The following is a 22,881-nucleotide window of genomic DNA, read 5'->3' as shown; positions in this document are numbered from 1 at the left end:
CTCCCGGGAATACCCTACTGGTGGGGGTTGAAACCGCGTCGGCGCAGCAGCGTCTTTTCGAGTTCGACCAGGGTGAACAGGATCAGGCCGAAGGCGAGGATGCGCAGCCATTCCTCCAGCCCGATGGCGGTGGTGCCAAACAGCAGCTGCAGCGGTGGGGCGTAGGTGAAGAGGCCCTGCAGCACGACCAGGATCCCGATTGCGATTATGGCCGGTCGACTTGCGGCCAGGCTGGCACGGCTGAGGGCAGGCGCCAGCAGGGAACGGCTGGCCAGCATGAAGAACAGCTGCCCCATGACCAGGGTGTTGATGGCCACGGTGCGGGCGAATTCGAGCTCTACCCCCTGCTGCTGTAGCCACAGGAAATGGCCAAAGGCCCCTGCGACCAGCAGGGTGGACACGAAACCGACCCGCCAGAGCAGGAAACCGGACAGGATCGGGGTGTTGGGCGGGCGTGGCGGGCGTTGCATGGTGCCGGGTTCGGTGGGTTCGAAGGCCAGTGCCAGGCCGAGGGTGACGGCACTGACCATGTTGACCCACAGGACCTGTACCGGGGTGAGCGGCAGGGTCAGCCCCAGCAGAATCGCGGCGACGATCGTGAAGGCCAGTCCTCCGTTGTTGGGCAGAAGGAACATGATTGCCTTTTTCAGGTTGTCATAGACCGTTCGGCCTTCTTCTACCGCGTTGGCGATGGACACGAAGTTGTCGTCCGCCAGGATCATTGCGGAGGCCTCGCGCGCGGCCTCGGTGCCCTTCATGCCCATGGCCACGCCGACATCGGCGCGTTTGAGTGCAGGGGAGTCGTTTACGCCGTCACCGGTCATGGCCACCACGTCGCCGTGGCTCTGAATCGCGCGCACGAGGCGTAGTTTGTGCTCCGGTGTGGTGCGGGCGAATACGTCGACGCGCTGGACTATCGCCTTGAGGTCATCGTCCGAGGTGTTGTCCAGTTCGTGGCCGACCACGACACCGCCTTTGGTGTTGATGCCCAGTTCGTCGGCGATCGCCCGTGCGGTGACGCCGTGGTCGCCGGTGATCATCTTCACGCGGATCCCGGCTCCCTGACAGTGAGCCACCGCTTCGATCGCCTCTTCACGCGGCGGGTCGATGATTCCGCAGACAGCGACCAGGGTAAGCCCCCCGTCCTCGATGTCGGCAAACTCGAGCTCTCGACGGTGCCCTTCCATGCGCCGGGTAGCGAGAGCGAGCAGGCGCTGACCACGGGCGGCGACATCATCCATCCACTGCTGCCAGTGTTCGGTGTCCAGCGGTTCATCCTCATCGTTAGTGCGCTGGTGGCTGCACAGGGCCAGCACGCGTTCTGGCGCGCCCTTGAGGAAGAGGAAGGCGTGACCCTCATGATCGTGGTGAAGGGTGGCCATGAACTTGTAGGACGATTCGAACGGGATCACGTCGTCGCGCACAAATTCCTTGTTCACGAGCTTCGGCTCCAGCCCGCCCTTCATCGCGGCGACGATCAGGGCGCCCTCGGTGGGGTCGCCCTCTATGGTCCACGTGTCGTCCTTCCGGTAGACCTCGGCGTCGTTGCACAGGAGGATGCCGTGCATCACCTCGGCCAGCAGGGGATCGGTCTCCGGGTCGGCTTCCTGGCCGTCGCGGGTGATCCCGCCATGCGGTTCGTAGCCGACGCCATCCAACTCGTATTCCGCCTCGGTGGTGATGATGCTCTTCACCGTCATCTCGTTGCGGGTCAGGGTGCCGGTCTTGTCCGAACAGATGGTGGTGACCGAGCCCAGGGTCTCCACCGCCGGCAGACGGCGGATGATGGCGTGGCGGGCGGCCATGCGCTGCACGCCGATCGCCAGGGTGATGGTCATGATCGCCGGCAGGCCCTCGGGGATCGCTGCCACCGCCAGGCTGGCTGCGGCGAGGAAGGTCTCTACCAGATCGTAGTCGCGCACCCAGTAGCCGAAGGCGAAGGTCGCCGCCGCCAGGATGCCGATGGCCACCGACAGCCAGCGGCCGAACTGGGCGATCTGGCGCAGCAGCGGCGTGGTCAGGGTCTCGACCTCGCTGATCAGGGTGGAGATGCGACCGATTTCGGCATCGGCCCCGGTGCCGACTACCACCCCGCGCCCCTGGCCAAAGGCCACCAGCGTGCCGGAATAGGCCATCGAGCGACGATCGCCGAGGTCGGATGCGGCCTCCACCGGCTCGCTCTGCTTGTCGCTGGCGACCGATTCGCCGGTCAGCGCGGCCTCGTCGATGCGCATGTTGTGCGCCCCGGTCAGGCGCAGGTCCGCCGGGACGCGGTCCCCGGCCTGCAGATACACGATATCGCCGGGGACCAGTGTCTCCGCGGGGACTCTGTGGCGCTGGCCGTCACGCAGCACCTGGGCACGCGGCGAGAGCATCTGGCGGATCGCGTCCAGGGCCTTCTCCGCCTTGCCTTCCTGGATGAAGCCAATGGTGGCGTTGATCAGCACCACCCCGAGGATGACGCCGGTATCCAGCCAGTGACCGAGGAACGCGGTCCCCACCGCCGCGGCGATCAGTACGTAGATCAGCACGTTGTGGAACTGCAGCAGGAAGCGCCGGACGGGGCCGGTGCGCGCGGCCTCCGGCAGGCGGTTGGGGCCGACATCCTGAAGCCGCTGTTCCGCGACGGAAGAGGCGAGCCCGTGCTCGTCTGTCTCCAGACGCCGGAGCACTTCGTCGGTCTTCAGGGCATGCCAGTCGCGTGACGGGTCGCGATCGCTCATGGGTCTCCCGGAGATGTATCACCCAGTGGATCCGGACCTGCTTATCATGCGCCGGCGCGGCCCGCGCTGTCAGGCCATGGCGCGCAGCCGGGGTGGAATTTTCCCGGCGCGAACGGGTCTATTTCCGGACGACTCAATAACAGGAGGTTCCCATGTCTCGCTGGATTGCCACGGCTGCCCTGACAGTGGCCGGATTGGTCGCGGCCTCGAACGTGATGGCGGCGGAGAAGGTTACGCTGGAACACGATGACCGAACCCTGATCGGTCATATGAAGGAGGGCATGGGGGCGAGCCCCTCCGACGGGGTAGTCCTGATGCTGCACGGGACCCTGGCGCACGGGCGCATGGAGGTGATGGCCGCGGTGCAGGATCTGCTGGCGGACCATGGCCTGAATACGCTGTCCGTCAATCTGAGCTACGGCATCGACGCGCGCGAGGGGATGTTCGAATGCGATGCCCCGGTGCGTCACGGCGTCGATGACCATCTGCAGGAGTTGAGCCTGTGGCATCAATGGCTGCAGGACGAGGGCTATGGTCCGGTCACCCTGTTTGGCCACTCGCGCGGTGGCAACCAGGTGGCCCGCTACCTGACCGAGCATGACCCGGACGGCATCCGCGCCCTGGTGCTGGTGGCCGCGTCCACCTATGACGAGGACGAGGCTGCGAGCGAGTACGAGGAACAAAGCGGTATGCCGCTTCAGGTGCTCCTGGATCAGGCCCGCGAGCTCCAGCGCATGGGCCAGGAAGAGACCCTGATGGAGGATGTGCGTTTCCTCTACTGCGAGGAGCTGGACGTGACCCCGCGCGCTTTCCTCGGCTACTACGAGCCGACCCGCCAGAACGACACCCCGACGGTGATCCGCGGGATGCAGATCCCGACGCTGGTGATCACGGGTTCCGAGGACGACGTGGTGCCGGACCTGCCGGAGAAGGTCGAGGCGGTGAAGGACAGCGGTGACATCACCCTGATGACCGTGGACGGCGCGGGGCACTTCTTCCGTGACTTCTTCGCGGACGACGTGGCCGACTTCACCGCGGACTTCATCGATCAGAACTGAGCTCCAGCCCGCAATAGGAACGGCGCCTGAAGGCCGGCCCGGGGCAGTCCCGGGCCGGCCTTTTTCGTGCCTCGCTCGAGGGCGGCCTTATCCGGCGAGCAGCGTCAGGTAGAGCCCGAGCATCGCTGCGGAAAACAGCAGCCCGATGGTCTCCCAGCGGGTCAATATGCGCTCGGCGGCCTCCAGGCGACGGCGCGCGCCCAGGCGCAGCGCACGCATGCGGGCCGGTATCCGGGGTGGCCAGGGCCCCGGCAATGCCAGGCGGCGTCGAGTGCGGCGGGCGCCGTCCCAGGCGGCCTCGGCCAGCACGGCCAGATCCCCCTCCGGCACGCGCGGGGTCTCGCGGTCGCGAACCCCGCGCCAGGCCAGAAGGGCTAGGCCCAGCCCCAGCATGACCGGCCACAGCAGGGACGAGCCGTACAGGTCATGGACGCTCAGGGGCAGGGCCGTGGGGCCGGCCAGCAAGGTTGCGAGCGGGAGCAGGAGTGCCATCAGCGAAAGGCCGCCCCAGGCCCACCAGCGCGGTCGGTCGAGGCCGTCGGCCGCGGTCTCGAGATCCGCCCGCCAGCGCCACAGGAAGCGCAGTAGCAGCACCGTGGTGCCGGCCGCCGCGAGGGTCAGCAGCCACTCGGTATGGGCCAGCCAGCCCGACAGGGCCTCCGCCGCCAGCGGCTCCTTCAACGCGTTCTTGGCCAGCGCGCCACTGGTGAAGGGCAGGCCCGCCAGGGCCAGCGCCGGCAACAGCGTGAACAGTGCAAAGGCGGTCCGCGCCGGGCGGGTGACCGGCCACTGCCGCTGCATGCCGGCGGTCAGGAACAACGCCCCCTTGGCCAGACCATGATGCACGGCGTACAGCGTGACCGCTGCCAGCAGCCAGCCGCGCGCCTCGGGCAGGAGCAGGGCCAGGCCGATACCCGTGGTCATCAGCCCCATCTGCGAGATGCTGGAGTAGGCGAGCAGGGTCTTCGGCCGTACCTGCAGCACCCCGACCAGTACGCCGAGGAAGGCCGCCGCCAGGCCCAGCAGGACCAGCGCCTCGCCCAGCACGGCGTGGCCGGCGGCGTCGATTGGCAGCAGGCGCATCCAGCCCAGCAGGCCGGCCTTGATCATCGCCCCGGACAGCACGGCGCTCGCGGGTACCGGCGCGGCCGGGTGGGCCAGCGGCAGCCAGAAATGCAGCGGCAGCATGCCGGCCTTGATGCCGAGCCCCAGGACCAGTAGGACCAATGCCCAGCCCTCGGGGCGCGCCGCGGCCACGGCCGCCAGGCTGGACTGCCCCGCCGCATGGACAGCCAGTACCAGACCCGCGAACAGCAACACCTCGCCCAGTACCGCGAGGATCAGATACACCCGTCCGGCCCGCCAGGCCTCCGGCTTGCCGGAATGGATCACCAGTCCGTAGGCCGACAGGCTCATCAGCGAAAAGAACAGGTAGAAGGCGATCGCGTCCTGCGCCAGGATCAGGCCCAGGTTGCCGGCCAGGGCCAGCAACCAGAACACATAGAAGCGATGCCGCCGGGGATCGTCGCGCCGATCGGAGAGCGCGAACAGCCCGGCGGCCAGCCACAGGCCCGCGGTCAGGCCCAGGAAGGCCCGGCCGGTCGGGTCGACCGCCAGGTGGGTGCCCATCAGCAGGCCGGAGAGGGTCGCCTCCAGCCCGGGCGGGGCCAGGGCGGCCAGCGCCAGGCCGGGGAGCGCCGCCCAGGGCACCAGGCGGTTCAGCCGCGCCCGCCCCGGACGCAGGCCAATGAACATCGCCAGCAGCAGCGGCACGAGCGGGACGGCCAGCAGCGCGGCCCCGCTCACAGCCCGAACTCCGGCAGCGCATAGTCACGCTGGACGATCAGGCTGACCCAGCCGAGCGGGCTCAGCCCCAGCCCGGCAAACAGCCCGACCAGGAGCCCCAGCGCGGCGGTAAAGACCACCGGGAACAGCAGCATCCAGTGGGTCTCGAAGCGGGTCGGGCCGGCATGGGCCTGCAGGGGTTCATGCCACGGCTCGCGGCGCTCGCCCAGCCAGCCCCGGATCACCGGGGGCAGGAAATAGGCCGCGTTCAGCAGGCTCGACAGGACCAGCACTCCGAGGATCCAGGGCATGCCGGCCTCCAGCGCCCCCAGCCCCAGGTGCCACTTGGTCACGAAACCGGCCAGGGGCGGCAGGCCGATCATGCCCAGCGCGCCCGCGGTAAACGCCAGCATGGTCAGCGGCATGCGCCGGCCCACGCCGTCGAGCTCGCTGATGCGATGGATGCCCAGGGTCTCGGCGAAATTGCCGGCGCAGAAGAACAGTGTGATCTTGGTAATGCCCTGGTGCACCAGGTGTACCAGCCCGCCGATGACCCCCAGGGGCCCGGCCAGCGCGACGCCCAGGATGATGTAGGAGACCTGACTCACGGTGGAGAATGCCAGGCGCTGCTTCAGGTCGTCGGTGCGCAGGGCCTGAATGGAGCCATAGATGATCGTGACCGCCGCGATCACCAGCAGCCCGGCCGTCAGGCCCAGCTCGATCGCCAGTTCCGCCCCGTAGACATCGTTGACCACGCGGATGATGCCGAAGGCCCCGGCCTTGACTACCGCCACCGCGTGCAGCAGCGCGCTGACCGGCGCCGGCGCGACCATGGCGATGGGCAGCCAGGAGTGCAGCGGCACCAGCGCGGCCTTGACCCCGAAGCCGACCATCAGCAGCACGAACAGGACCTGCAGCGTGACCGCGTGAGTCTCCGCGAGGCCTTCAAGGTAGCCGCCCGGGGTGAAGCCCTCGGCCCCGGCCAGCAGCGTGAGCCAGACGATGGCCGTGAACAGTACCAGTCCGCTGGTCAGGGTGTAGCCGAGATAGAGGCGTCCGGCCCGCAGGGCCGCCGGCGTGCCGCGATGGACCACCAGGGGCCAGGTCGCGAGGGTCAGGATCTCGTAGAAGATCAGGAAGGTGATCAGGTTCCCGGACAGGGCAATCCCCACCGTCGCGCTGACGCACAGCGAGAAGAAGCCGAAGAAGCGGCTGCGTCGCGGTGAGCCCTCGAGGTAGCCGATGGCGTAGACCGTGGTTACGAACCACAGCACGGCCGAAAGGCTGGCGAACAGGAGCGACAGCGCATCGGCCGCGAGCACCAGGTCGATGCCGGGCATCAGCGGCAGACTGAAGCGGTATTCGTCACCGCGCAGTACGCCCGCCAGCAGCACCCCGACCAGCGCCAGCTTGGTGCCGGCGCCGCCCAGGTTCAGCGCCGTGCGCAGGCCCTGTCGGTGCTCCGGCAGGAAGAAGATCGCGATGCCCGGTCCCAGCGAGCTGAACAGGATCGCGAGCAGCAGCCAGCCACCGTCCATCACGGGGCCCCCGGGGTCAGGGCAAGGGTGTTCAGCGTCAGCACGCCGGCCAGCCCGGCCAGCGCCGCGACCGTGGCCAGAGCCAGCGGGACCCAGTCCATCCACGGCGACACTGCCTCGCCGGCGTCGCGGCGGCCGCGATGAAACGCCGGGGCCACCATGCGCAGCACGTAGGCCGCCGCCAGCAGCCCGCCGCCGGCGATCGCCAGCACCCACAGCACGCCGATCAGGCTGCCGGCGAGGACCGTGCCCAGGCCGGCCTCCAGCAGCAGGTACTTGGCGATGAAGCCACCGGTGAACGGCAGCCCCATCAGGCTGACCCCGGCCAGTCCCAGGGCGAACACCGTGCGCGGCCGGGCCCGGAGTACCGCGCCCAGCTCGGCCAGGCGGTCATGCCCGGCGGCGTGTTGCAGGGTGCCCGCGGCCAGGAACACCGAGGCCTTGGCCAGGGCATGGACCACCGCGAAGAACACCACCACCCGCCAGGCGCCCGGGTCCACCAGCATCAAGGGGAAGGCGACCAGCAGATAGCCGAACTGGGCGACCGTGGAATAGGCCACGATGGATTTGAGCCGCCCCGCGCGCAGCGCCTGCAGCGAGCCCCAGATCAGCGCCCCCACCCCGAGAAGGCCGACCAGGATGCCGAAGGCCGGGGTCGCCAGCGGGGCAAACACCCCCATCCACAGCCGCAGGATCAGGTAGAACGATCCCGTGACCACCAGCCCGGAGAGGACCGCACTGACCGGTGCCGGGGCTGACCCATGGGCCGGCGCCAGCCAGACATGCAGCGGGAACAGGGCGGCCTTGAGCATCAGGCCCGCGGTCATCAGCACCGCCGCCATGCGTTCCGTCGGGCCCGCTTCGGTACGGGCCTCCAGCAGCACCAGATCGAGTACCCCGTGTTCCCCGAACAGCAGAACCACGCCCATCAGGAAGCTGAGCGAGCCGAGGATGTTGACCAGCAGGTAGCGCACCGCGCCGGACACCGCGGCGGCCGTGCCGGTGAAGGCCACCAGGGCGACCGCCGCGAGCGACACCACCTCCAGGGTGATGTACAGGTTGAAGGCATCGCCGGAGAGAAACAGCATGTTGAGCCCGGCCCATAGCCACAGCCACAGGGGCCAGAACTGGCGACGCTCGATGCGGTCGTGCACGTAGCCGAGGCTGTAGAGGCTGGTGGCCAGGGCCACTACGGCGGTAAGCACCAGCAGGGTCATGGACAATCCGTCCAGCTGCAGCATGAGCCCCAGCGGGGCCTCCCAGCCGCCCAGGGCCACCCGCGTCGCGGCGGTCTCCGGGTCCGGCCCGGCGTGCAGGAAGGTCGCGCTCAGACCCAGCACCCAGGCCGTCACCGCGAGCGCGCCCAGCAGGCCGATCCGGTGGGCCTGGCGCGGCCATGCCGTTGCCAGCACGGCCACTCCCAGAGACAGCGCGACCAGTCCGGCGCTCCCCGCCGGGAGCCATTCGGGGTTTGCCGGGATCACGCCGACCGGTCCTCGCCGGCGGACGATTCGGCCGGACCCCCATCCGCGTGGTGCTCCTCGCGCGAGATGTCCTCCACCGGGGCGTCGTCATCGGGCGGCCCGGGCAGCATCACTGCGTGGCCGGTCAGCCGCGTCAGGTGCACCACCAGGGCCAGGGCGAAGGCGGTTGCGCTGACCGCCACCACGATGCCCGTCAGCGTCAGGGCCTGCGCCACCGGGTCCGGCGGGCCCTCGCCGCGGGCGGCGACACCCAGCAGCACCATGAATACGCCCGAGCCCATGATATTCAGGGCCAGGATGCGCAGTACCAGGTGGTGGCGGCGGATCAGCCCGTACAGGCCCAGGGCGAACAGGATCGCACCCCCGGTGGGATACAGCAGGCCCGGGGCCAGGGTGTGCGCGACGGTCTCCGCCAGCCCGTTCATGTGTCGTCTCCGGCCGGGCGGCCGGCCACGAACAGGGCCACCAGGGTCAGGGCAATGGACAGCGTCGCCGCCACCTCGATCAGGATGATGAGCGGATAGGCCCACGCGTCGGCGTAGCCGAGAAAGCCGTGCCCGGCGACGAGACCATAGGTCCCCACCAGCAGGAACAGCGCGACACCCGCGGTGATCCCCAGACGCAGCGGCGCCCCGGGGGCCATCGGCAGTTGCCGCGGCCGGGCCAGCACCAGCAGGATGCCGGCTGCCCCGAGGATCGCCCCGGCCTGGAAGGCCCCGCCGGGGGCGTGGCTCCCGGCCCACAGCACGTACACCCCGGTGACGATCGCGACCGGTACCAGCAGCCGCAGGGTGCCGGGCAGGATCGGGCCCGGGGCCGGGCGGGCCGGGATCAGGTCGTGCCGCCCCAGGGACCACGCGCCCAGCAGCGCGATCAGCACGATCGCCAGTTCCAGGAAGGTGTCGTACGCGCGGAAGTTCAGCAGCACCGCGGTGATCGGATGATCGACCCCGGAGACGTCCATGTGCGCATCCACCACCGGCTCCAGACCGACGGACTGCGGCTGGTGCCACAGCGCGGTCACCAGCAGGCCGCCGACCACCAGGGCGAAGGTCAGCGCGGGGAGGAAGGTCCGGCGTTCGGGCGGCGGGTCATGCAGGGCGCGCAGCAGGGCATGGGGCCCGGTGGGGTCGGGCGGTGGCGTATGCGGCCGCCCGCTGCGGCGCTCGGCCATGATGCTGCGCAGGCGCTCCAGCGTCACCAGCAGCAGGGCGCCGGTGATGCCCGCGCCGATGGCCGCCTCGGCCAGCGCGATGTCCGGCGCCTCCAGCCGCACCCAGGCCAGCGCGAGCAGCAGCCCGAAGGTGATGAACAGGACGACGGCCCGGAACAGGTCGGTGCTCGCCAGGCAGCGCCAGGCCACCCCGACGATGCCGGCCAGCAGGACCAGATCGAAGAGGACCAGCAGGGCGTTCATCGGTCCGACTCGAACTCCCCGTGGGTCCAGGTGCGTTGCGCGACCATGTGCGCGGCCGTGGTCCCCGCCGCCAGTACCAGCACCCAGATCAGCAGCAGCTTCAGGATGTCCGCCGGTCCGCCGGCCTGGAACATCAGTCCGAGTATCACCAGCCCGAGCCCGACGTTGTCGGCCTTGGTCAGGGCGTGCAGGCGCGAATAGACATCGGGAAAACGCAGCAGCCCGGCGGTGCCGGCCGCGAAGAACACCAGTCCGGCGAGGATCAGGATCACGGTCAGTGCGTTAGCGATCATCGTGGCGCCTCTCGGGGCCGGGGGTGTCCGGCGGCTGGCGGTGGATCGGGGTATCCGGTGGTTCCGGCAGACCGTGCTGGCGGACGAAGGCCACCGCGGCCACGACAGCCAGCAGGGCGAAGACCAGTGCCACGTCCACCAGGGCGGATGCCTCCAGTGCCAGCGACAGGAGCAGCAGGATCGTGACCCCGGTGGTGCCGAACAGTTGTGCGGCCAGCATGCGGTCGCCGGAACCCGGGCCGCGCAGCACGCGGACCAGTCCGAGCAGTATGGTGCCGAGCAGGAACAGGGCGGCGGCCAAATAGAAGAGGCTCATGGAGCGGCTCCGTCGTCACTGGCGCGGCGGTCACGCGGGTCGTGGAATGCCGCACGGATCCGTTGTTCCAGGGCGATCAGTGCCGCCCGCGTATCGGCGTCCCGGTCCAGCACATGCAGGGTCAGCAGGCGCCCCTCCAGGCGTACGCTGAGCGTGCCGGGCAGCAGACTGACGACCGCCATGAACAGGGTCAGGGGTGGGCCGTGAGCCAGTTCCGTGCGGTAGGTCAGGAAGTCCGGCTGGATCGGCAGGCGCGGGTCCAGGGCGCGGCGGGCGACGTCCAGCCCGCCGAGGAACGAGCTGCGCAGGAAGAACCCCAGCAGGCCCGGAAGCGCGCCGGGTCGCAACGGCAGCGGCCGTCCGGCCGGCAGCAGCAGGCTCGCGACCGCGGCCAGGATGATTGCGAGCAGGGCCAGGGGTTCCAGCAGGGCGGCGCTGCCGGCCAGGACCCACCAGAGCAGTGCGGCGGCCGCGGCGGTGGCCAGTGCCCGCCGTGCCCGCGACCGGCCGCGACCGGCAAATCTGCGGCCGGCATGGGACGGGACCGAGGCGCGCGCCATCGTGTGATCGCTGGGTGGGGTCGCTGGTGCGCCGCCGGTTATTACAGCTGGTTGCTGGCGTCAGTGAAGCCCATCAGGGATACGTCGAACACGAACGGCTGTTCCTGGTGCAGGGCACGGAAGGCGACGGTCAGGGCGCGCCCGCCGCGCAGCGCGCTCATCTGTTCGCTGTTCAGTTCGCGCCCGGCGACGCAACCCTGCTGCACGCAGGTCACGTAGCCCGCATCCATCTCTTCGCCCGCATCGTCCACCTGCATGCGGATGCCGGGGCGCAGGTCGACGCCCAGCGGTACCAGGATCTCGATGATGTGCTGTTCGCCTTCGCGGCGCACGGTCGCCTGCAGGAACAGCCCCTGCGCCTGCTCGTCCTGGATCTCCAGCGTCTGCTGCATCCGGCAACGCTCGCCTTGTGGCGTGTCGATGCACGCCACCTCCCAGTCCTGGTAGACCGTGGTCTCCGGCTCCTGCTGCTGCATCTGTTGTTGCATCTGCGGATCGGCCTGCTGGGCCAGCGCCAGGCCGGGCAGGAGAAGAAACAGGGCCGGGATCAGGCCCGCGCGCAGGGGGCGGATAGTCATTCGGTGTGCTCCGAAACGTGTGTTCAGCCGTACAGAATGGCCAATGGCGGCCCTCGGTCGCAACCGTGGCCGGGAGAACTACAGACCGTCCTGACTGATGCATGTTCCCCGCACAGGGGCCCGATGAGCGTCTCGCAGGCCTCGCTGTCAGCGCGGTGGGTTGTGCATTGCAAACAGTTCCTCCAGGGGCTGCGGGCGGTGCAGCCCGTAGCCCTGGGCGAAGTCCACCTTCAGCTCGCGCAGGCGGGCGATCGTCGATGCGTCCTCGGCAAACTCGGCGATCGTCTTTTTGTCGAGCAGGTGGCCGATATCGTTGATGTTGCCGACCAGGGCGTCATTGACCGGGTCGGTGGCGATGTTGCGCACAAAGCTGCCGTCGATCTTCAGGTAGTCCACCGGCAGGGTCTTCAGATAGGCGAACGACGACAGCCCGGAGCCGAAGTCGTCCAGCGCGAAGCGACAGCCCATGCCGCGCAACTCGCGGATGAAGCGCATTGCCGCCTGCAGGTTGGAGATCGCCGCGGTTTCGGTGACCTCGAAGCAGAAAATCTCGCCAGGCAGCTGGTGCAGGCTCAGCTGGTTGCGGATGAATGGCAGCAGGGTCTCGTCACTCAGGGTCGCGCCGGAGAGGTTGACCGCGCAATGCTCGATGCTCGCCGGGCCGTGCAGGCGGATGTGGTCAGCCACCATGGAGAAGGTCCGGGTGATGATCCAGCGGTCGACGATGGAGATCAGGTCAAAGCGTTCGGCGGCCGGCAGGAAGACCCCGGGGGGGATCAACTCGTCGTCCTGGCTCCGCAGGCGTACGAGCACCTCGAAGGAGAGTCCCGCGGGCGGTGCGCCGGAGTCGGGCTCGGCCAGTGGGTGAATCATCTGGGCAAACAGCACCAGGCGCCCCTGTTCGACGGCGTCGGAGATCTGTGTGGCCCAGTCCATCTCGCGCCGGTGCTGCTGCAGGTCCTGGTCCTCCGGGCGGAAGATATGCGAGCGCCGTCGGCCGGCGTTCTTGGCCGCGTAGACCGCGATGTCGGCATCGGCGAGCAGCTGGTTCATGCTGCGCTCGCCGGGTTGGAACTCGATGATGCCGATGGAGGCGCTGATGCGGAACACGCGGTCTTCCCAGGCAAAGCGCAGTTCGTCCAGGACCGTATGGATGGCGTTGGCGATGCGGTCGGCGTGGGCGATGTCGCAGTGCGTGAGGATGATGCCGAACTCGTCGCCCCCAAGGCGGGCGAGCAGGTCGGTTTCGCGCACCTGATCCAGCATCAGTTCGCCGACCTGGCGGATCATCTGATCCCCGGCGACGTGGCCGGCGACATCGTTCACGACCTTGAACTGGTCGAGGTCGATGTACAGCAGGGTATGGTTTTCGTGCCCCTTCTGGCTTTCCGGGTAGCGCGCCAGCTGTTCCAGGCGCTGCTCGAAGGCGTGGCGGTTGGGCAGCCCGGTCAGGGCATCGTGGGTGGCCTGCCAGCTGAGCTGGTTGGCCAGCTCGCGCGCCTGGGTCACGTCATGGAACACCAGCACCACACCCACGATCTCGCCGTCCCGGTCGCGGATCGGCGCGGCCGAGTCCTCGATCGCGAATTCCTGCCCGTCCTTGCGCAGCAGCATGGTGTGGTTGGCCAGTCCGACGATCCGACCTTCCTTGAGGCAACGCTCGACCGGGTTGACCGCCGGTTTGCGGGTGATCTCGTTGAGGATGTTGAATACTCGCGTCAGCGGTTCACCGGTGGCGGCATCGGTGGTCCAGCCGGTCAGGTACTCCGCGATCGGGTTCAGGAACGTGACTCGGCCCCGGGTATCGGTGGTGATGACGCCGTCGCCGATGGAGGCGAGCGTGACCTGGGCATATTCCTTTTCGCGGAACAGGGCCGCCTCGGCGCGCTTGGTCGCGGTGATGTCCTGCACGATGCCGTACATGCGCCGGGGCTGGCCGTCCGCGTCGCGCAGCACGTCGCCGCTCCCGAGCAGCCAGCGTTCGTCGCCATCTCGCGTGAGTACGCGGTGCTCGATGCTGTAGGCGGTACCCTGCTCGAGGGACTGCTCCACCGCGGCCTGGACCCGCGCACGGTCGTCGGGATGGACCCGCTCCAGGTAATGCTCGAAAGTGACCTCGGTGGTGTCCTCCGGCAGGTCGAACAGCTGGTAGGTCGGACGGGTCCAGACCAGGTCGCCGCTGGCGATTTCCCATTCCCAGGTGCCAACGCCGGAGAAGGCCTGGGCCAGATACAGCCGCTGCTCGCTTTCGCGCAGGCGCGCCTGTTCCTGCACCAGGCCATCGGCCATACGGTCGAAGGCGCGTGCAAGTCGGCCGATCTCGTCGCGCCCGGTGACCCCGGCACGCTGGTGGTGCTCGCCGCCGGCGATCTGCTCCGCGGTCCGGCTCAGGCGGCTCAGGCGCCGCCCCAGTGCCTGGTAGATCAGCCACCACAGCGCGGCGAGTGCTGCGATAAGGATCGGCGCGAGCAGCAGCGCCGAGTTCAGGGCCGCGGTGCGCGCCTGCCGGAAAGGCAGCGACAGATCCCATGCGAGGATGACCGCGCCCGAGGGGCTGCGCCCCAGGTCCACCAGAGGCCCGGTGAACTGCAGCGGCGCCACCGCGATCAGGGTGTTCTCGCCCGCGACATGGCGCACCTTGGCGGCGCGGCGGTCGCGGGCGTCGGTCAGCAGCGTGCGCAGCGGGTCGGCCAGCGCGGCCATGGGTTCGGCGTCCAGGGTCTCCGCGAGCGGGCGTTCGCGCATGCCGCGGTTCAGGGCGGCAACGTAGTGCTGGCGTTCATCGACCACCCCGGCCAGGCGGACCCGGATATCGACATTGAGCGCCGCGATCTCGTCCTGAATGGCCTGCGTGCCGTTGTTTGCCAGGTGGTTCTGGACGATGCGCTGCATGCGGCTGATCTCGGTCGCCAGTTCGCGTTCGGCGTTCGCGAGGATGCTGCGCTGCTGGTTGTGGATCAGGGTCAGGGTGTAGAGGGTGCCGAGAATGAGTGCTACCACCAGCAGGAAAAGCGGCAGCGTGGTGTTGATCGGATAGCGGAACAGGCCCTGCCACATCAGCCGTCTTCCGATGGCGGGCAGCCCGCCGCCTGCAGGACGCGGTCATCGAACAGACGATCGAGGTTCACCTCGCGCTCCAGCAGGCCCTGCTGCTGCATCAGGGTGGCCAGGCGCTCGCTGCTGGCGCGCAGGGATTCGCCACCGGAGGCCAGGGCTGTGCAGTTTTCCGCCCGCGAGGGAAAGTGGACCCCGGCCAATGCACCCGCCAGTTCCTCCGCGCTGAGGTCGCTATACCGGGCCATGGCGGCCTTTGCGGGTTCCGGGTCGGTATCCAGATATTCGAGCGTTCCAAACCAGGCATCCACCAGCTGCCGGAGATGTCGCGGGTGGTCGTCGAGCGCTTGGCGCTGAACTACCAGTACATCGACGATTTCGCCCGGGATCCGGGTGCTGTCGAACAACTCCTCGGCACCGGCATTCAGCAGCCGGGTGCGGGTCGGTTCGAAGGTCGCCAGGGCGTCGACCTCCCCGTCGCGGAAGGCCTCCTCGTGGCGCCCGGCATCCACACGCACGATATCGACTCTCTCGCGGTCGAGGCCGCCGTGTTCCAGGCCGCGAGCGAGCAGGTAGGCGGTGGCGGCGTCATTCTCGACCCCGATGCGGCGGCCCTCCAGGTCGGCCATGCGGGTGATGCCGGGCTGCGCCAGGATGGTGTCGCCGCCATGCGAGTAGTCCAGCAGCAGGATGACGCGGATATCGTGGCCGTCGGCGCGTAGCAGCAGCGCCTCGTCGAGGGTCAGGGCGGCGGCATCGACATTGCCGTTGCGAAAGGCGCGCAGTGACTCCACGTTCGAGCCGAAGCGGGCGAGGCGGATCTCGTCGGTGGGAAACCGGCCCTCGGAGGCGGCCAGGTGGAGGGGCTGGTAGCCGATCCACTCGATGGTGGCCACCCGCAGCGGGGTCTCCTGGGAGCCACCACAGCCGAGCAGCAACAGCGGCAGCAGCAGAACGACCACGGCGAGACCACAGCGCCAGCGGGTGCGTGCGCTCGCTTGACGCTGGCGGGCAGGGATCGCCGCTCCGGGTGCGATCATCGCTCGCCCCTCCCTGGATGAAGTCGATGGCTCACGGACAACAGTATCCGGGGGGACGATTCCCTGGTCAACGCAGGGTCTTATTCCCGGTTCGTGTAGCGGTCGGTGAAGGCGCAGCGGCCCTCGGGTAGCCAGTCCGGGAAGTCGTAGTAGCGGGCGAGCACCGGTTCCAGGATCTGGTCTTGGTAGGCGGCGTAGTCGAAGCCGCGGCCTTCGGCGAGGGTCCATTCGACGCCGCGGATGGTGACCTCGCGCAGGCGCAGCTCTTCGAAAAAGGGTTCCACGTGCGCCGGGTCCAGCTCGCCGCGCGTGGGCAGGTAGAGGATGTTGGCGCTATCGAGGGCGCGGAAGTCGGTCAGCAGGTCGTCCTGGCGGCCATAGTGGGAACCGGGGCCGAACACGCCGACCTCGCGCCCGGCGTAGTAGGCGAGCACCGCCGAGCGCGAGTAGCTGCGGGTGAAGATGTGCCACTCCGCTTCGTATTCGTTGACCACCTCGGCCACCGACTCCGGGGTGAGGTAGAACACCGCATCGGCGTAGCGGTCCTGGCCCTTCAGCCATTCCACGGGCATCAGCGCGAGGGTCAGGATCGCGATCGCATGCAGCACGGCGAGGGCCCCGGAGAGCCAGACGCTGATGGTCAGTGCACGCACACTCAGGAACAGCGCCGGCAGCAGCAGGAAGGGGGCGAAGGCGGCCAGCCAGTGCAGCCCGATGCTCTTGAACGGGGCGAGCAGGGCAAACAGGAGCAGGGGGATCAGTCCGGCGGACAGGAAAACGCCCAGCTGGTGCTCGCGGATGCCGGCGGCCAGGGCCCGCCACTGACGCGCATAGAACCACAGCAGCCAGGGCGTGAACAGGTAGATCAGCAGGATCGCGTAGGTCAGCCAGTTGCCGGGGTCGAAGCCGCCGTCGCCGTGCCGGTTCACGATGTTGAACATCACGTTGTACCAGCAGTTGCCCCAGTTCCAGTACAGATTGAGCGCCACCGCTGGCACCACGCCGAGGATGATCAGCAGGAGGCCGCGCCAGTGCTGCCGCGCGAACAGCAGGATATGCAGCCCCAGTGCAATCCCCAGCAGGACCGCGAAGTACTTGGACAGGAACGCCAGCCCCAGGGCCAGGCCGGCGAGCAGGAACCAGTGCGCGGCGCCGGTGCGCAGGGCCTGCCAGGCAAGGCCGGTAGCCAGCAGGCTGAACAGGATCAGCGGGGTGTCCGTCGCGGTGATCACCGCGATGAAGAACAGCGGCATGAACAGCGCCAGCAGCGAGACCAGGCGCGCGCGGATCGGATCGGTATGCCGCCACCAGAGGAAGATCGCGAGCGCCGGTGCCATGGAGACGAAAATACCCAGGGCACGGATCGCCAGCGGGTGCTCCGACAGGGGCAGGATGGCGCCCAGCCACCAGCCGATCATCGGCGGGTGGTCGTAATAGCCGAGATCCGGGTTCTGTCCCCAGGTCAGGAAATAGGCCTCGTCGCCGGTGATTGGCAGGGCCCAGGCCATGCCGATCTTGACCAGCAGCACGGCCAGCAGGATCGCGCCGTAGTGACGGGCGAGCCAGGGCCAGGAGGCGGTTGTCGGGTTCACTCGGGGGCCCCCTCTACCGACGGCCCGTGGACACGCCGGAAGCGGCCCCGGCGCAGGCGGTAGCCGCTGCCGGCCATCTCCAGAAGCGGCTGGTCAGCTGCGCTGTCGCCGTAGGCCGCGACCAGATCGACCGGTTCGTCCGGGGGCAGGGTGGCCAGCCAGGCGGCGACCGCCGCCGGCTTGGCGGCGCCGCGGCAGTTGGTGCCGTCCAGGCGTCCGGTGACGCGACCGGCGTCATCCACCGCGAGGCGCGAGCTGACCACGCCGGTGAGCCCGTAGCGCTCGGCCCACGGTTGCAGCCAGACATCCAGCGAGGCGGAGACCAGTACGCAGTCATGGCCTGCGTCGCGATGGGCCCGCAGGGCGCGCATCCCGGCCGGGCGCAGCAGGCGGTCCAGGCCGCGGTCGGCGAATTCACGGCCCCTGGCCTGCAGGTGGGCGAGGGTCTCGCCGGCGAGCATATGGGTCAGCACCGCCCCCTTGGCATCCTGATTGGACAGGCGCTTCAGCGCCAGGCCGGTCAGCGCCGGGAGGCAGTCCGGCAGGCGGCGCAGGAAGGCCGGTGTCCCCAGCGCGTGGCGCAGGAAGGGGAACAGGCTGTCGCGCCGGGTCAGGGTGCCGTCGAAGTCGAACAGCACGATCTGCCGCGTGTCATTCCGGTTCATCGTTATGGCTTCAGGGTTATAGCTTCAGGCGCTTGAACAGGTATTCGGGGATCAGGCGGATGATGGTCATGATCACCCACCACTTGCCGGGCAGGTAGGCGACGTCGCGGCCACGGCGCATGGCGCGGACGATGCCGCGGGCCACCGTTTCCGGTTCGGCCCACAGGGCGCCGGCGCGGTTTAGGCCCTCGGTCATCGGGGTGCGCACGAAGCCGGGCTTGAGCGTGACCACGTCCACGCCGCTGAAGAACAACCGGTTGCGCAGCCCCTGCAGGTAGATCGCGAGCATGCCCTTGGCGGTGCCGTAGGCGTAGTTGCTCTGGCGTCCGCGATCCCCGGCCACCGAGCCGATCGCGGCGATCACGCCGCGGCCCCGGGCTTCGAAGTCCGGGGCGATGCGGCCCAGCAGGGCGATGGCACTGGTGCCGTTGACGTGGATCGCCTGCAGGGTCGCGTCCACCGAGGCGTTGCACGCGGCCTGGTCCGGCAGGGTGCCCCAGGCGAGCAGTACGCTGTCCACCTCGCCCAGGGCCTCCTGCGCCTGCTGCCACAGCGCCGCGTGCCCGTCGATATCGGCCAGATCGGCGCGGGCACCGAGGATGCGGTTGCCCTCCGGGTCGTCGGCGCGCACCCGCAGGTCGGCCAGCAGGGCCTCCAGGGCGTCGCCGTCGCGGGCAACGCAGAACAGCCGCGCGCCGGTATCCACCAGCTCCCGGGCCACTGCGGTGGCAATGGCCGAGGTGGCACCAAAGAGGACAACGTTGTTCATCGGGTTCATGCGGTCACCCTGCGCCAGAAGCCGGAGGAGAATTCGGGGTCCACATACTCGGCGAAGGCCTCCCAGCCGGGGAACCCCTGGCGGAAGACTTCGGCCGGCATGCGCGCGTCCTTCGCAGGGTACAGGGCACCGTCGGTCTCCTGCACGATGGCGTCCAGGCGCGCGAACAGCCGTTCGGTGTCGCGACCCTTTTCCGGGAAGTCCAGCGCGAGGGTGGCACCCGGGCGGGGAAAGGACAGCATGCCCGGCGCGGGCCGGTCGCCGAAGGTCTTGAGCACCGCGAGAAACGAGCCCTGGCCGCTGGCGGCGATGGCATCCAGCAGGGCCTGCACGCCGTCCCGTGCGGCATGGGGGGGCAGGACGCACTGGTACTGGTAGAAGCCCTGGTGCCCGTAGATGCGGTTCCAGTGGCGGATCGCATCCAGCGGGAACAGCCAGGGCTGGTGGTGCACGGCACGGGGTGTCGCGTGCACCGGCTGGCGGTAGTAGAGGTGGTTGAAGGCGCGCAGCGTCAGGCGGTTGACCAGCGAGACCGGCGGGTCCAGCGGGATGCTGCGCCGGTGTTCGCGGTAGTCCCCGCGCACAGGCGCGGTGGCCGCGTGGCGCGCCGCGCCGTAGATGCCGCGCCCGACGCGCCCGTCCGGGCCCGGGTTCAGGCAGTCGATCCAGGCGACGGTGTAGGGCCACTCGCGCTCGGCCTGCGCATTCAGCTCCCAGAACGCATCCAGCGAGTCGAAGCGCTGCGACCAGGTGCGCATCCAGCCGGAGCGCACCGGCATCAACTGCAGGGTCACGGTCTCGATCAGTCCGGTCAGGCCCAGCCCCCCCAAGGTTGCGGCGAACCAGTCGGGGCTGCCCTCGGGGGTGACCTCCAGGACCTGGCCATCGGAACGGCGCAGGGTCAGCCCGAGTACGTGGTCGCCGAAGCTGCCGGCCTGATGATGGTTCTTGCCGTGCACGTCGTTGGCCACCGCGCCGCCGAGGGTGACAAAACGGGTACCCGGCACCACCGGCGGGAACCAGCCGCGCGGCACCGCGAAGCGCAGCAGGGCATCCAGCGACAGTCCGGCCTCCGCGGTGATCCGCCCCGTGGCGGCGTCGAAGGCCACGAAGCGATCCAGCCCCGGCGTATGCAGCAAGGTGGCCCCCGGATTCAGGCAGACGTCGCCATAGCTGCGCCCGAGGCCGTGGGCGAGCAGGGGGCGGGGCGTGCCCGGGGGAAGCGGCCGGCCGCGGTGAGCAAGCTCGACTTCGGCGGCATGTTCGACCCGCGGGATGCGGTTCCAGCTGCCAGTCATCACCCGCCCACCTCGTCGTTGCGATCCCCTGCAGGAGGCCAGCCCCCTGGCCGATTGGGCGCAGCTAATATCCTCTGCGCTTGAATGCGCGGGCGTCCACGCATCCGCAGGCCCCCGGTTGCCGGGGGTGCGACATTCCCTCGGGTACAGCTCGACCGCACGCCCAATCGGCCAGGGGGCTGGCCTCCTACAAAGGAACCGTTACGCATGGGGTTGCACCGGGTGTTCGTGGCCGCGCGCCTCGGGGTTGGTGGCCAGCGCGATCAGGCCCAGGATCACCGCGAACCAGAGGGTGGTGAAGCGGATCAGCATGGTCGCCGCGATGGCGTCGGCCGGTGGCATGTCGGCCCACAATAGCAGGGCGACCATCACCGCTTCGGTACCCCCCAGTCCCCCAGGCAGGAAGCTCAGCGCGCCGGCCAGCATGGCCAGGGCGAAGACGAAAGCGGCAAAGGCGAAGCCGGCCTCGAAGCCCATGGCGTTGAGGATCCACCAGAAGGCGAGGGCCTCGGCGCTCCACGCGATGACGCTGAGGGCAGTGGCCGCGGCCAGCAGGGCCGGGCGGTGGCAGCGCCGTGCCTGCAACAGGATCGTGGCGACATGGTGCAGGCTGCGCCAGACGCGCTGCCCCGGGCGGTCGCTGATCGTCTGTATCCAGGCGAGCGGGCGTCGCCACGACAGGATCACCAGCGCCGCGAGGATGCAGGCTGCGCCGGCCGCGATCAGCCAGGTGCCCTGGGCCACCAGGGTCAGGCCTAACAGGGACAGCAGCACGACCGCGATGAGGTCGGACAGGCGCTCGGAGACGAAGGCGGCGAAGCTGTCCGGGTAGGGCACCCGGCGGCGCTTCAGCAGCACCCCGCGCAGGGCCTCGCCGGCCTTGCCGGGCGTGGTGGTCAGGGCGAAGCCGGCCACATAGATATGCAGGCTGGCGCGCGTCGGGATGGCATGGCCCAGGGTGCGCAGGTAGAGCTGCCAGCGGGTGAAGCGCAGGCTGTAGTTCACCAGCGACAGCGCCAGGGCCAGCAGGACGCCGCCGACGCCCACCAGCTTCAGGGCGCGCCAGACCTCGTCCGCCCCCGCCCACAGCACGACCCCGAGATACAGCGCGACGGCAACGATGATCGAGAGCATCACCGCGCGCAGGCGCCAGCCGGAGAGCAGGACCGCACTCATGCGAGTACGGCGAGGGTCACGCCCATCCATACCGCGACCGTGGCCAGCAGGTGCGGGTCGGTGACCAGGTCGCGCGAGGTGTCGTTGCCGGCGCCGCGCGCGTGCAGCAGGAACAGGTAGCGAAAGATGCCGTAGATCACGAACGGCAGGGTGTAGATCAGCCCATCCGTGCCGTGCAGCGCGATGGTCTCGGCGCTGACGGTGTAGAGCCCGTAGGCGAGCACGGTGCAGGCGGCGCTGATGGCGATGAACTGATCCAGGAGACTGACGCTGTAGTCGTGCAGCACGCGCCGCGTCCCGTCCTGATCCGGTGTGTGTTCGATGGCGCCATCGGCAAGCTCCGCGCGCCGCTTGGCGAAGCCCAGGAACAGCGTCAGCATCAGCCCGCACAGCAGCAGCCATTGCGAGGGCTCGATGCCCAGCCCGAGGGTGCCGGCGAGGATGCGCAGCATGAAGCCGGCGGCGATGCTGAACACGTCGAGGATCACGATGTGCTTGAGCGACCAGGAATAGGCCACGTTTAGCACCAGGTAGGTCAGGATCAGCGCGATCACCCAGGTGCTGACCAGCGCCGCGAGGACCAGCGCGACAATGACCGCGGTGGCGAAGATCGCCCAGGCGGTGGAGATCGCGATCGCGCCGCTGGCGATCGGGCGTTCGCGCTTGGTCGGGTGGCGGCGGTCGGCCTCGACGTCGACGATGTCGTTCAGCACGTAGACCGCGCTGGCGATCGCGCAGAATGCGAGGAACGTGACGCTGGCGGCGAGCACCGTCCCGGGTTCGCCCCACTCGTGCGCGAACACCACGCCGAGGAACACGAAACCGTTCTTGATGTACTGGTGCGGGCGCAGCAGCTTGATCAGCGAATGCAGCATGCGGGCGGTCGTCCGTGAAGGTGGTTGCAGTCTACTGACGCGCTCGATGCGTTACCATCGGCGCCGCTGTCGCGCGCACCCGCGTGTGTTTCGATCCCATGTCTCGATCCGCAGGAGAACTGCCATGTCGCTTGTTGCCCGATCCCTTCTGCCCGCCGCCCTGCTGCTCGCCGCCGGGCTGGTGGCCGGCTGCATGTCCGGGGGCGGTCCGGAGCCCGAGTTCGCCGAGGGCCAGCCGTTTCCCGAGCGCACCCTGAATGACCAGCACGGGAACCCGGTCGAGCTGCCGGGCAATGCCCGCGTGATCCTGAAGACCGTCGAGGCGGCCCCGGCCGGCGTCGCCAACGCGGTCCTGAGCGAGATGAGCCCCGCCGAGCGCGAGGGGATCGTCTACATCGCCGACATCCACGAGATGCCGCCGCAGCCGATGCAGAACGTGGTCCTGCCGCGCATGCAGGCGCGGGACTACTCCATCGTGGTGACCTCCAGCGAGGCCGATGCCGGTTTCCTGCCGCACGAGCGCGAACAGGTGACCGTGGTCCTGCTGGATGGCGAGGGCGTGGTGACCGGTGTTGGCCATGCCGGGAGCGAAGAGGCCCTGAAGGACCTGCTCGACGAGGCCGGCGAGTAAGCCACGCGCATGAGGCTTCC

20 protein-coding genes are annotated in these 22,881 nt (G+C 69.1%); 2 read left to right on the top strand and 18 right to left on the bottom strand.

The window, feature by feature from the left end:
* Positions 1 to 14: 14 nt before the first annotated feature.
* Positions 15 to 2,723, bottom strand: coding sequence for a cation-transporting P-type ATPase (locus H609_RS0106720; protein ID WP_028484617.1), 2,709 nt, complete (start codon positions 2,721 to 2,723; stop codon positions 15 to 17).
* A gap of 152 nt (positions 2,724 to 2,875) precedes the next feature.
* Between H609_RS0106720 and H609_RS0106715 the strand changes: the two genes are divergently transcribed.
* Positions 2,876 to 3,781, top strand: a complete 906-nt coding sequence (locus tag H609_RS0106715; RefSeq protein ID WP_028484616.1) for an alpha/beta hydrolase — start codon at positions 2,876 to 2,878, stop codon at positions 3,779 to 3,781.
* Positions 3,782 to 3,868: 87 nt separating this feature from the next.
* Here H609_RS0106715 and H609_RS0106710 read toward each other — a convergent pair whose 3' ends face one another.
* The 17 genes from H609_RS0106710 to H609_RS0106630 all read right to left on the bottom strand — a co-directional run bounded on the left by H609_RS0106710 (position 3,869) and on the right by H609_RS0106630 (position 22,230).
* Complete coding sequence (locus H609_RS0106710; RefSeq protein ID WP_028484615.1) at positions 3,869 to 5,587, bottom strand: complex I subunit 5 family protein; 1,719 nt, start codon at positions 5,585 to 5,587, stop codon at positions 3,869 to 3,871.
* A complete protein-coding gene (locus H609_RS0106705; protein WP_028484614.1) occupies positions 5,584 to 7,104 on the bottom strand; it encodes a complex I subunit 5 family protein in 1,521 nt (506 codons plus the stop codon). Before H609_RS0106705 ends, H609_RS0106710 begins: the two co-directional genes overlap by 4 nt.
* Positions 7,104 to 8,588 carry a complex I subunit 5 family protein gene (locus H609_RS0106700; RefSeq protein ID WP_028484613.1) on the bottom strand — a complete coding sequence of 495 codons (1,485 nt, stop codon included), beginning with the start codon at positions 8,586 to 8,588 and terminating at the stop codon, positions 7,104 to 7,106. The genes H609_RS0106705 and H609_RS0106700 overlap by 1 nt, the downstream gene beginning before the upstream one ends.
* On the bottom strand, positions 8,585 to 9,013 hold the full coding sequence (locus tag H609_RS0106695) for an NADH-quinone oxidoreductase subunit K (RefSeq protein WP_018866002.1): 429 nt from the start codon (positions 9,011 to 9,013) through the stop codon (positions 8,585 to 8,587). The genes H609_RS0106700 and H609_RS0106695 overlap by 4 nt, the downstream gene beginning before the upstream one ends.
* Positions 9,010 to 10,005: a hydrogenase subunit MbhD domain-containing protein gene (locus H609_RS0106690; RefSeq protein ID WP_018866003.1), complete on the bottom strand. Its 996-nt coding sequence runs from the start codon at positions 10,003 to 10,005 to the stop codon at positions 9,010 to 9,012. The genes H609_RS0106695 and H609_RS0106690 overlap by 4 nt, the downstream gene beginning before the upstream one ends.
* Positions 10,002 to 10,298 (bottom strand): monovalent cation/H(+) antiporter subunit G, encoded by a 297-nt coding sequence (locus H609_RS0106685; protein ID WP_018866004.1) that lies wholly within the window; start codon positions 10,296 to 10,298, stop codon positions 10,002 to 10,004. The genes H609_RS0106690 and H609_RS0106685 overlap by 4 nt, the downstream gene beginning before the upstream one ends.
* Positions 10,288 to 10,614, bottom strand: a complete 327-nt coding sequence (locus tag H609_RS0106680) for a monovalent cation/H+ antiporter complex subunit F (RefSeq protein WP_018879561.1) — start codon at positions 10,612 to 10,614, stop codon at positions 10,288 to 10,290. Before H609_RS0106680 ends, H609_RS0106685 begins: the two co-directional genes overlap by 11 nt.
* On the bottom strand, positions 10,611 to 11,174 hold the full coding sequence (locus H609_RS0106675) for a Na+/H+ antiporter subunit E (RefSeq protein ID WP_018882676.1): 564 nt from the start codon (positions 11,172 to 11,174) through the stop codon (positions 10,611 to 10,613). Before H609_RS0106675 ends, H609_RS0106680 begins: the two co-directional genes overlap by 4 nt.
* Before the next feature lie 41 nt (positions 11,175 to 11,215).
* Entirely contained in the window at positions 11,216 to 11,752 is a 537-nt protein-coding gene (locus tag H609_RS0106670) for an invasion associated locus B family protein (RefSeq protein ID WP_028484612.1), read from the bottom strand.
* 147 nt (positions 11,753 to 11,899) lie between these two features.
* Positions 11,900 to 14,809 (bottom strand): EAL domain-containing protein, encoded by a 2,910-nt coding sequence (locus H609_RS0106665; RefSeq protein WP_028484611.1) that lies wholly within the window; start codon positions 14,807 to 14,809, stop codon positions 11,900 to 11,902.
* A complete protein-coding gene (locus H609_RS0106660) occupies positions 14,809 to 15,768 on the bottom strand; it encodes an ABC transporter substrate-binding protein (protein WP_028484610.1) in 960 nt (319 codons plus the stop codon). Before H609_RS0106660 ends, H609_RS0106665 begins: the two co-directional genes overlap by 1 nt.
* 158 nt (positions 15,769 to 15,926) lie before the next feature.
* Complete coding sequence (locus H609_RS0106655) at positions 15,927 to 17,438, bottom strand: glycosyltransferase family 39 protein (protein WP_028484609.1); 1,512 nt, start codon at positions 17,436 to 17,438, stop codon at positions 15,927 to 15,929.
* The gene (locus tag H609_RS0106650) at positions 17,435 to 18,103 is read right to left on the bottom strand and encodes an HAD-IB family hydrolase (RefSeq protein ID WP_028484608.1); all 669 of its coding nucleotides are present in this window, start codon (positions 18,101 to 18,103) and stop codon (positions 17,435 to 17,437) included. Before H609_RS0106650 ends, H609_RS0106655 begins: the two co-directional genes overlap by 4 nt.
* Positions 18,104 to 18,119: 16 nt before the next feature.
* A complete protein-coding gene (locus H609_RS0106645; RefSeq protein WP_369772233.1) occupies positions 18,120 to 18,872 on the bottom strand; it encodes an SDR family oxidoreductase in 753 nt (250 codons plus the stop codon).
* 5 nt (positions 18,873 to 18,877) lie between these two features.
* Positions 18,878 to 20,179 carry an FAD-binding oxidoreductase gene (locus H609_RS0106640; protein WP_028484607.1) on the bottom strand — a complete coding sequence of 434 codons (1,302 nt, stop codon included), beginning with the start codon at positions 20,177 to 20,179 and terminating at the stop codon, positions 18,878 to 18,880.
* Between the two features lie 201 nt (positions 20,180 to 20,380).
* Positions 20,381 to 21,355 (bottom strand): lysylphosphatidylglycerol synthase transmembrane domain-containing protein, encoded by a 975-nt coding sequence (locus H609_RS0106635; RefSeq protein ID WP_028484606.1) that lies wholly within the window; start codon positions 21,353 to 21,355, stop codon positions 20,381 to 20,383.
* Positions 21,352 to 22,230, bottom strand: a complete 879-nt coding sequence (locus tag H609_RS0106630; RefSeq protein WP_018866015.1) for a decaprenyl-phosphate phosphoribosyltransferase — start codon at positions 22,228 to 22,230, stop codon at positions 21,352 to 21,354. The genes H609_RS0106635 and H609_RS0106630 overlap by 4 nt, the downstream gene beginning before the upstream one ends.
* Positions 22,231 to 22,354: 124 nt before the next feature.
* On the opposite strand from H609_RS0106630, the gene H609_RS0106625 reads away from it, so the two are divergent.
* Positions 22,355 to 22,861 (top strand): hypothetical protein, encoded by a 507-nt coding sequence (locus H609_RS0106625; protein WP_028484605.1) that lies wholly within the window; start codon positions 22,355 to 22,357, stop codon positions 22,859 to 22,861.
* Positions 22,862 to 22,881: the final 20 nt, after the last annotated feature.

Origin of the sequence: Thioalkalivibrio sp. ALE17 (genome assembly GCF_000425605.1) — a bacterium.
GTDB lineage: Bacteria > Pseudomonadota > Gammaproteobacteria > Ectothiorhodospirales > Ectothiorhodospiraceae > Thioalkalivibrio.
Note: the sequence above shows the minus strand (reverse complement) of the source record. Positions and strands in the feature narration are given on the sequence as shown.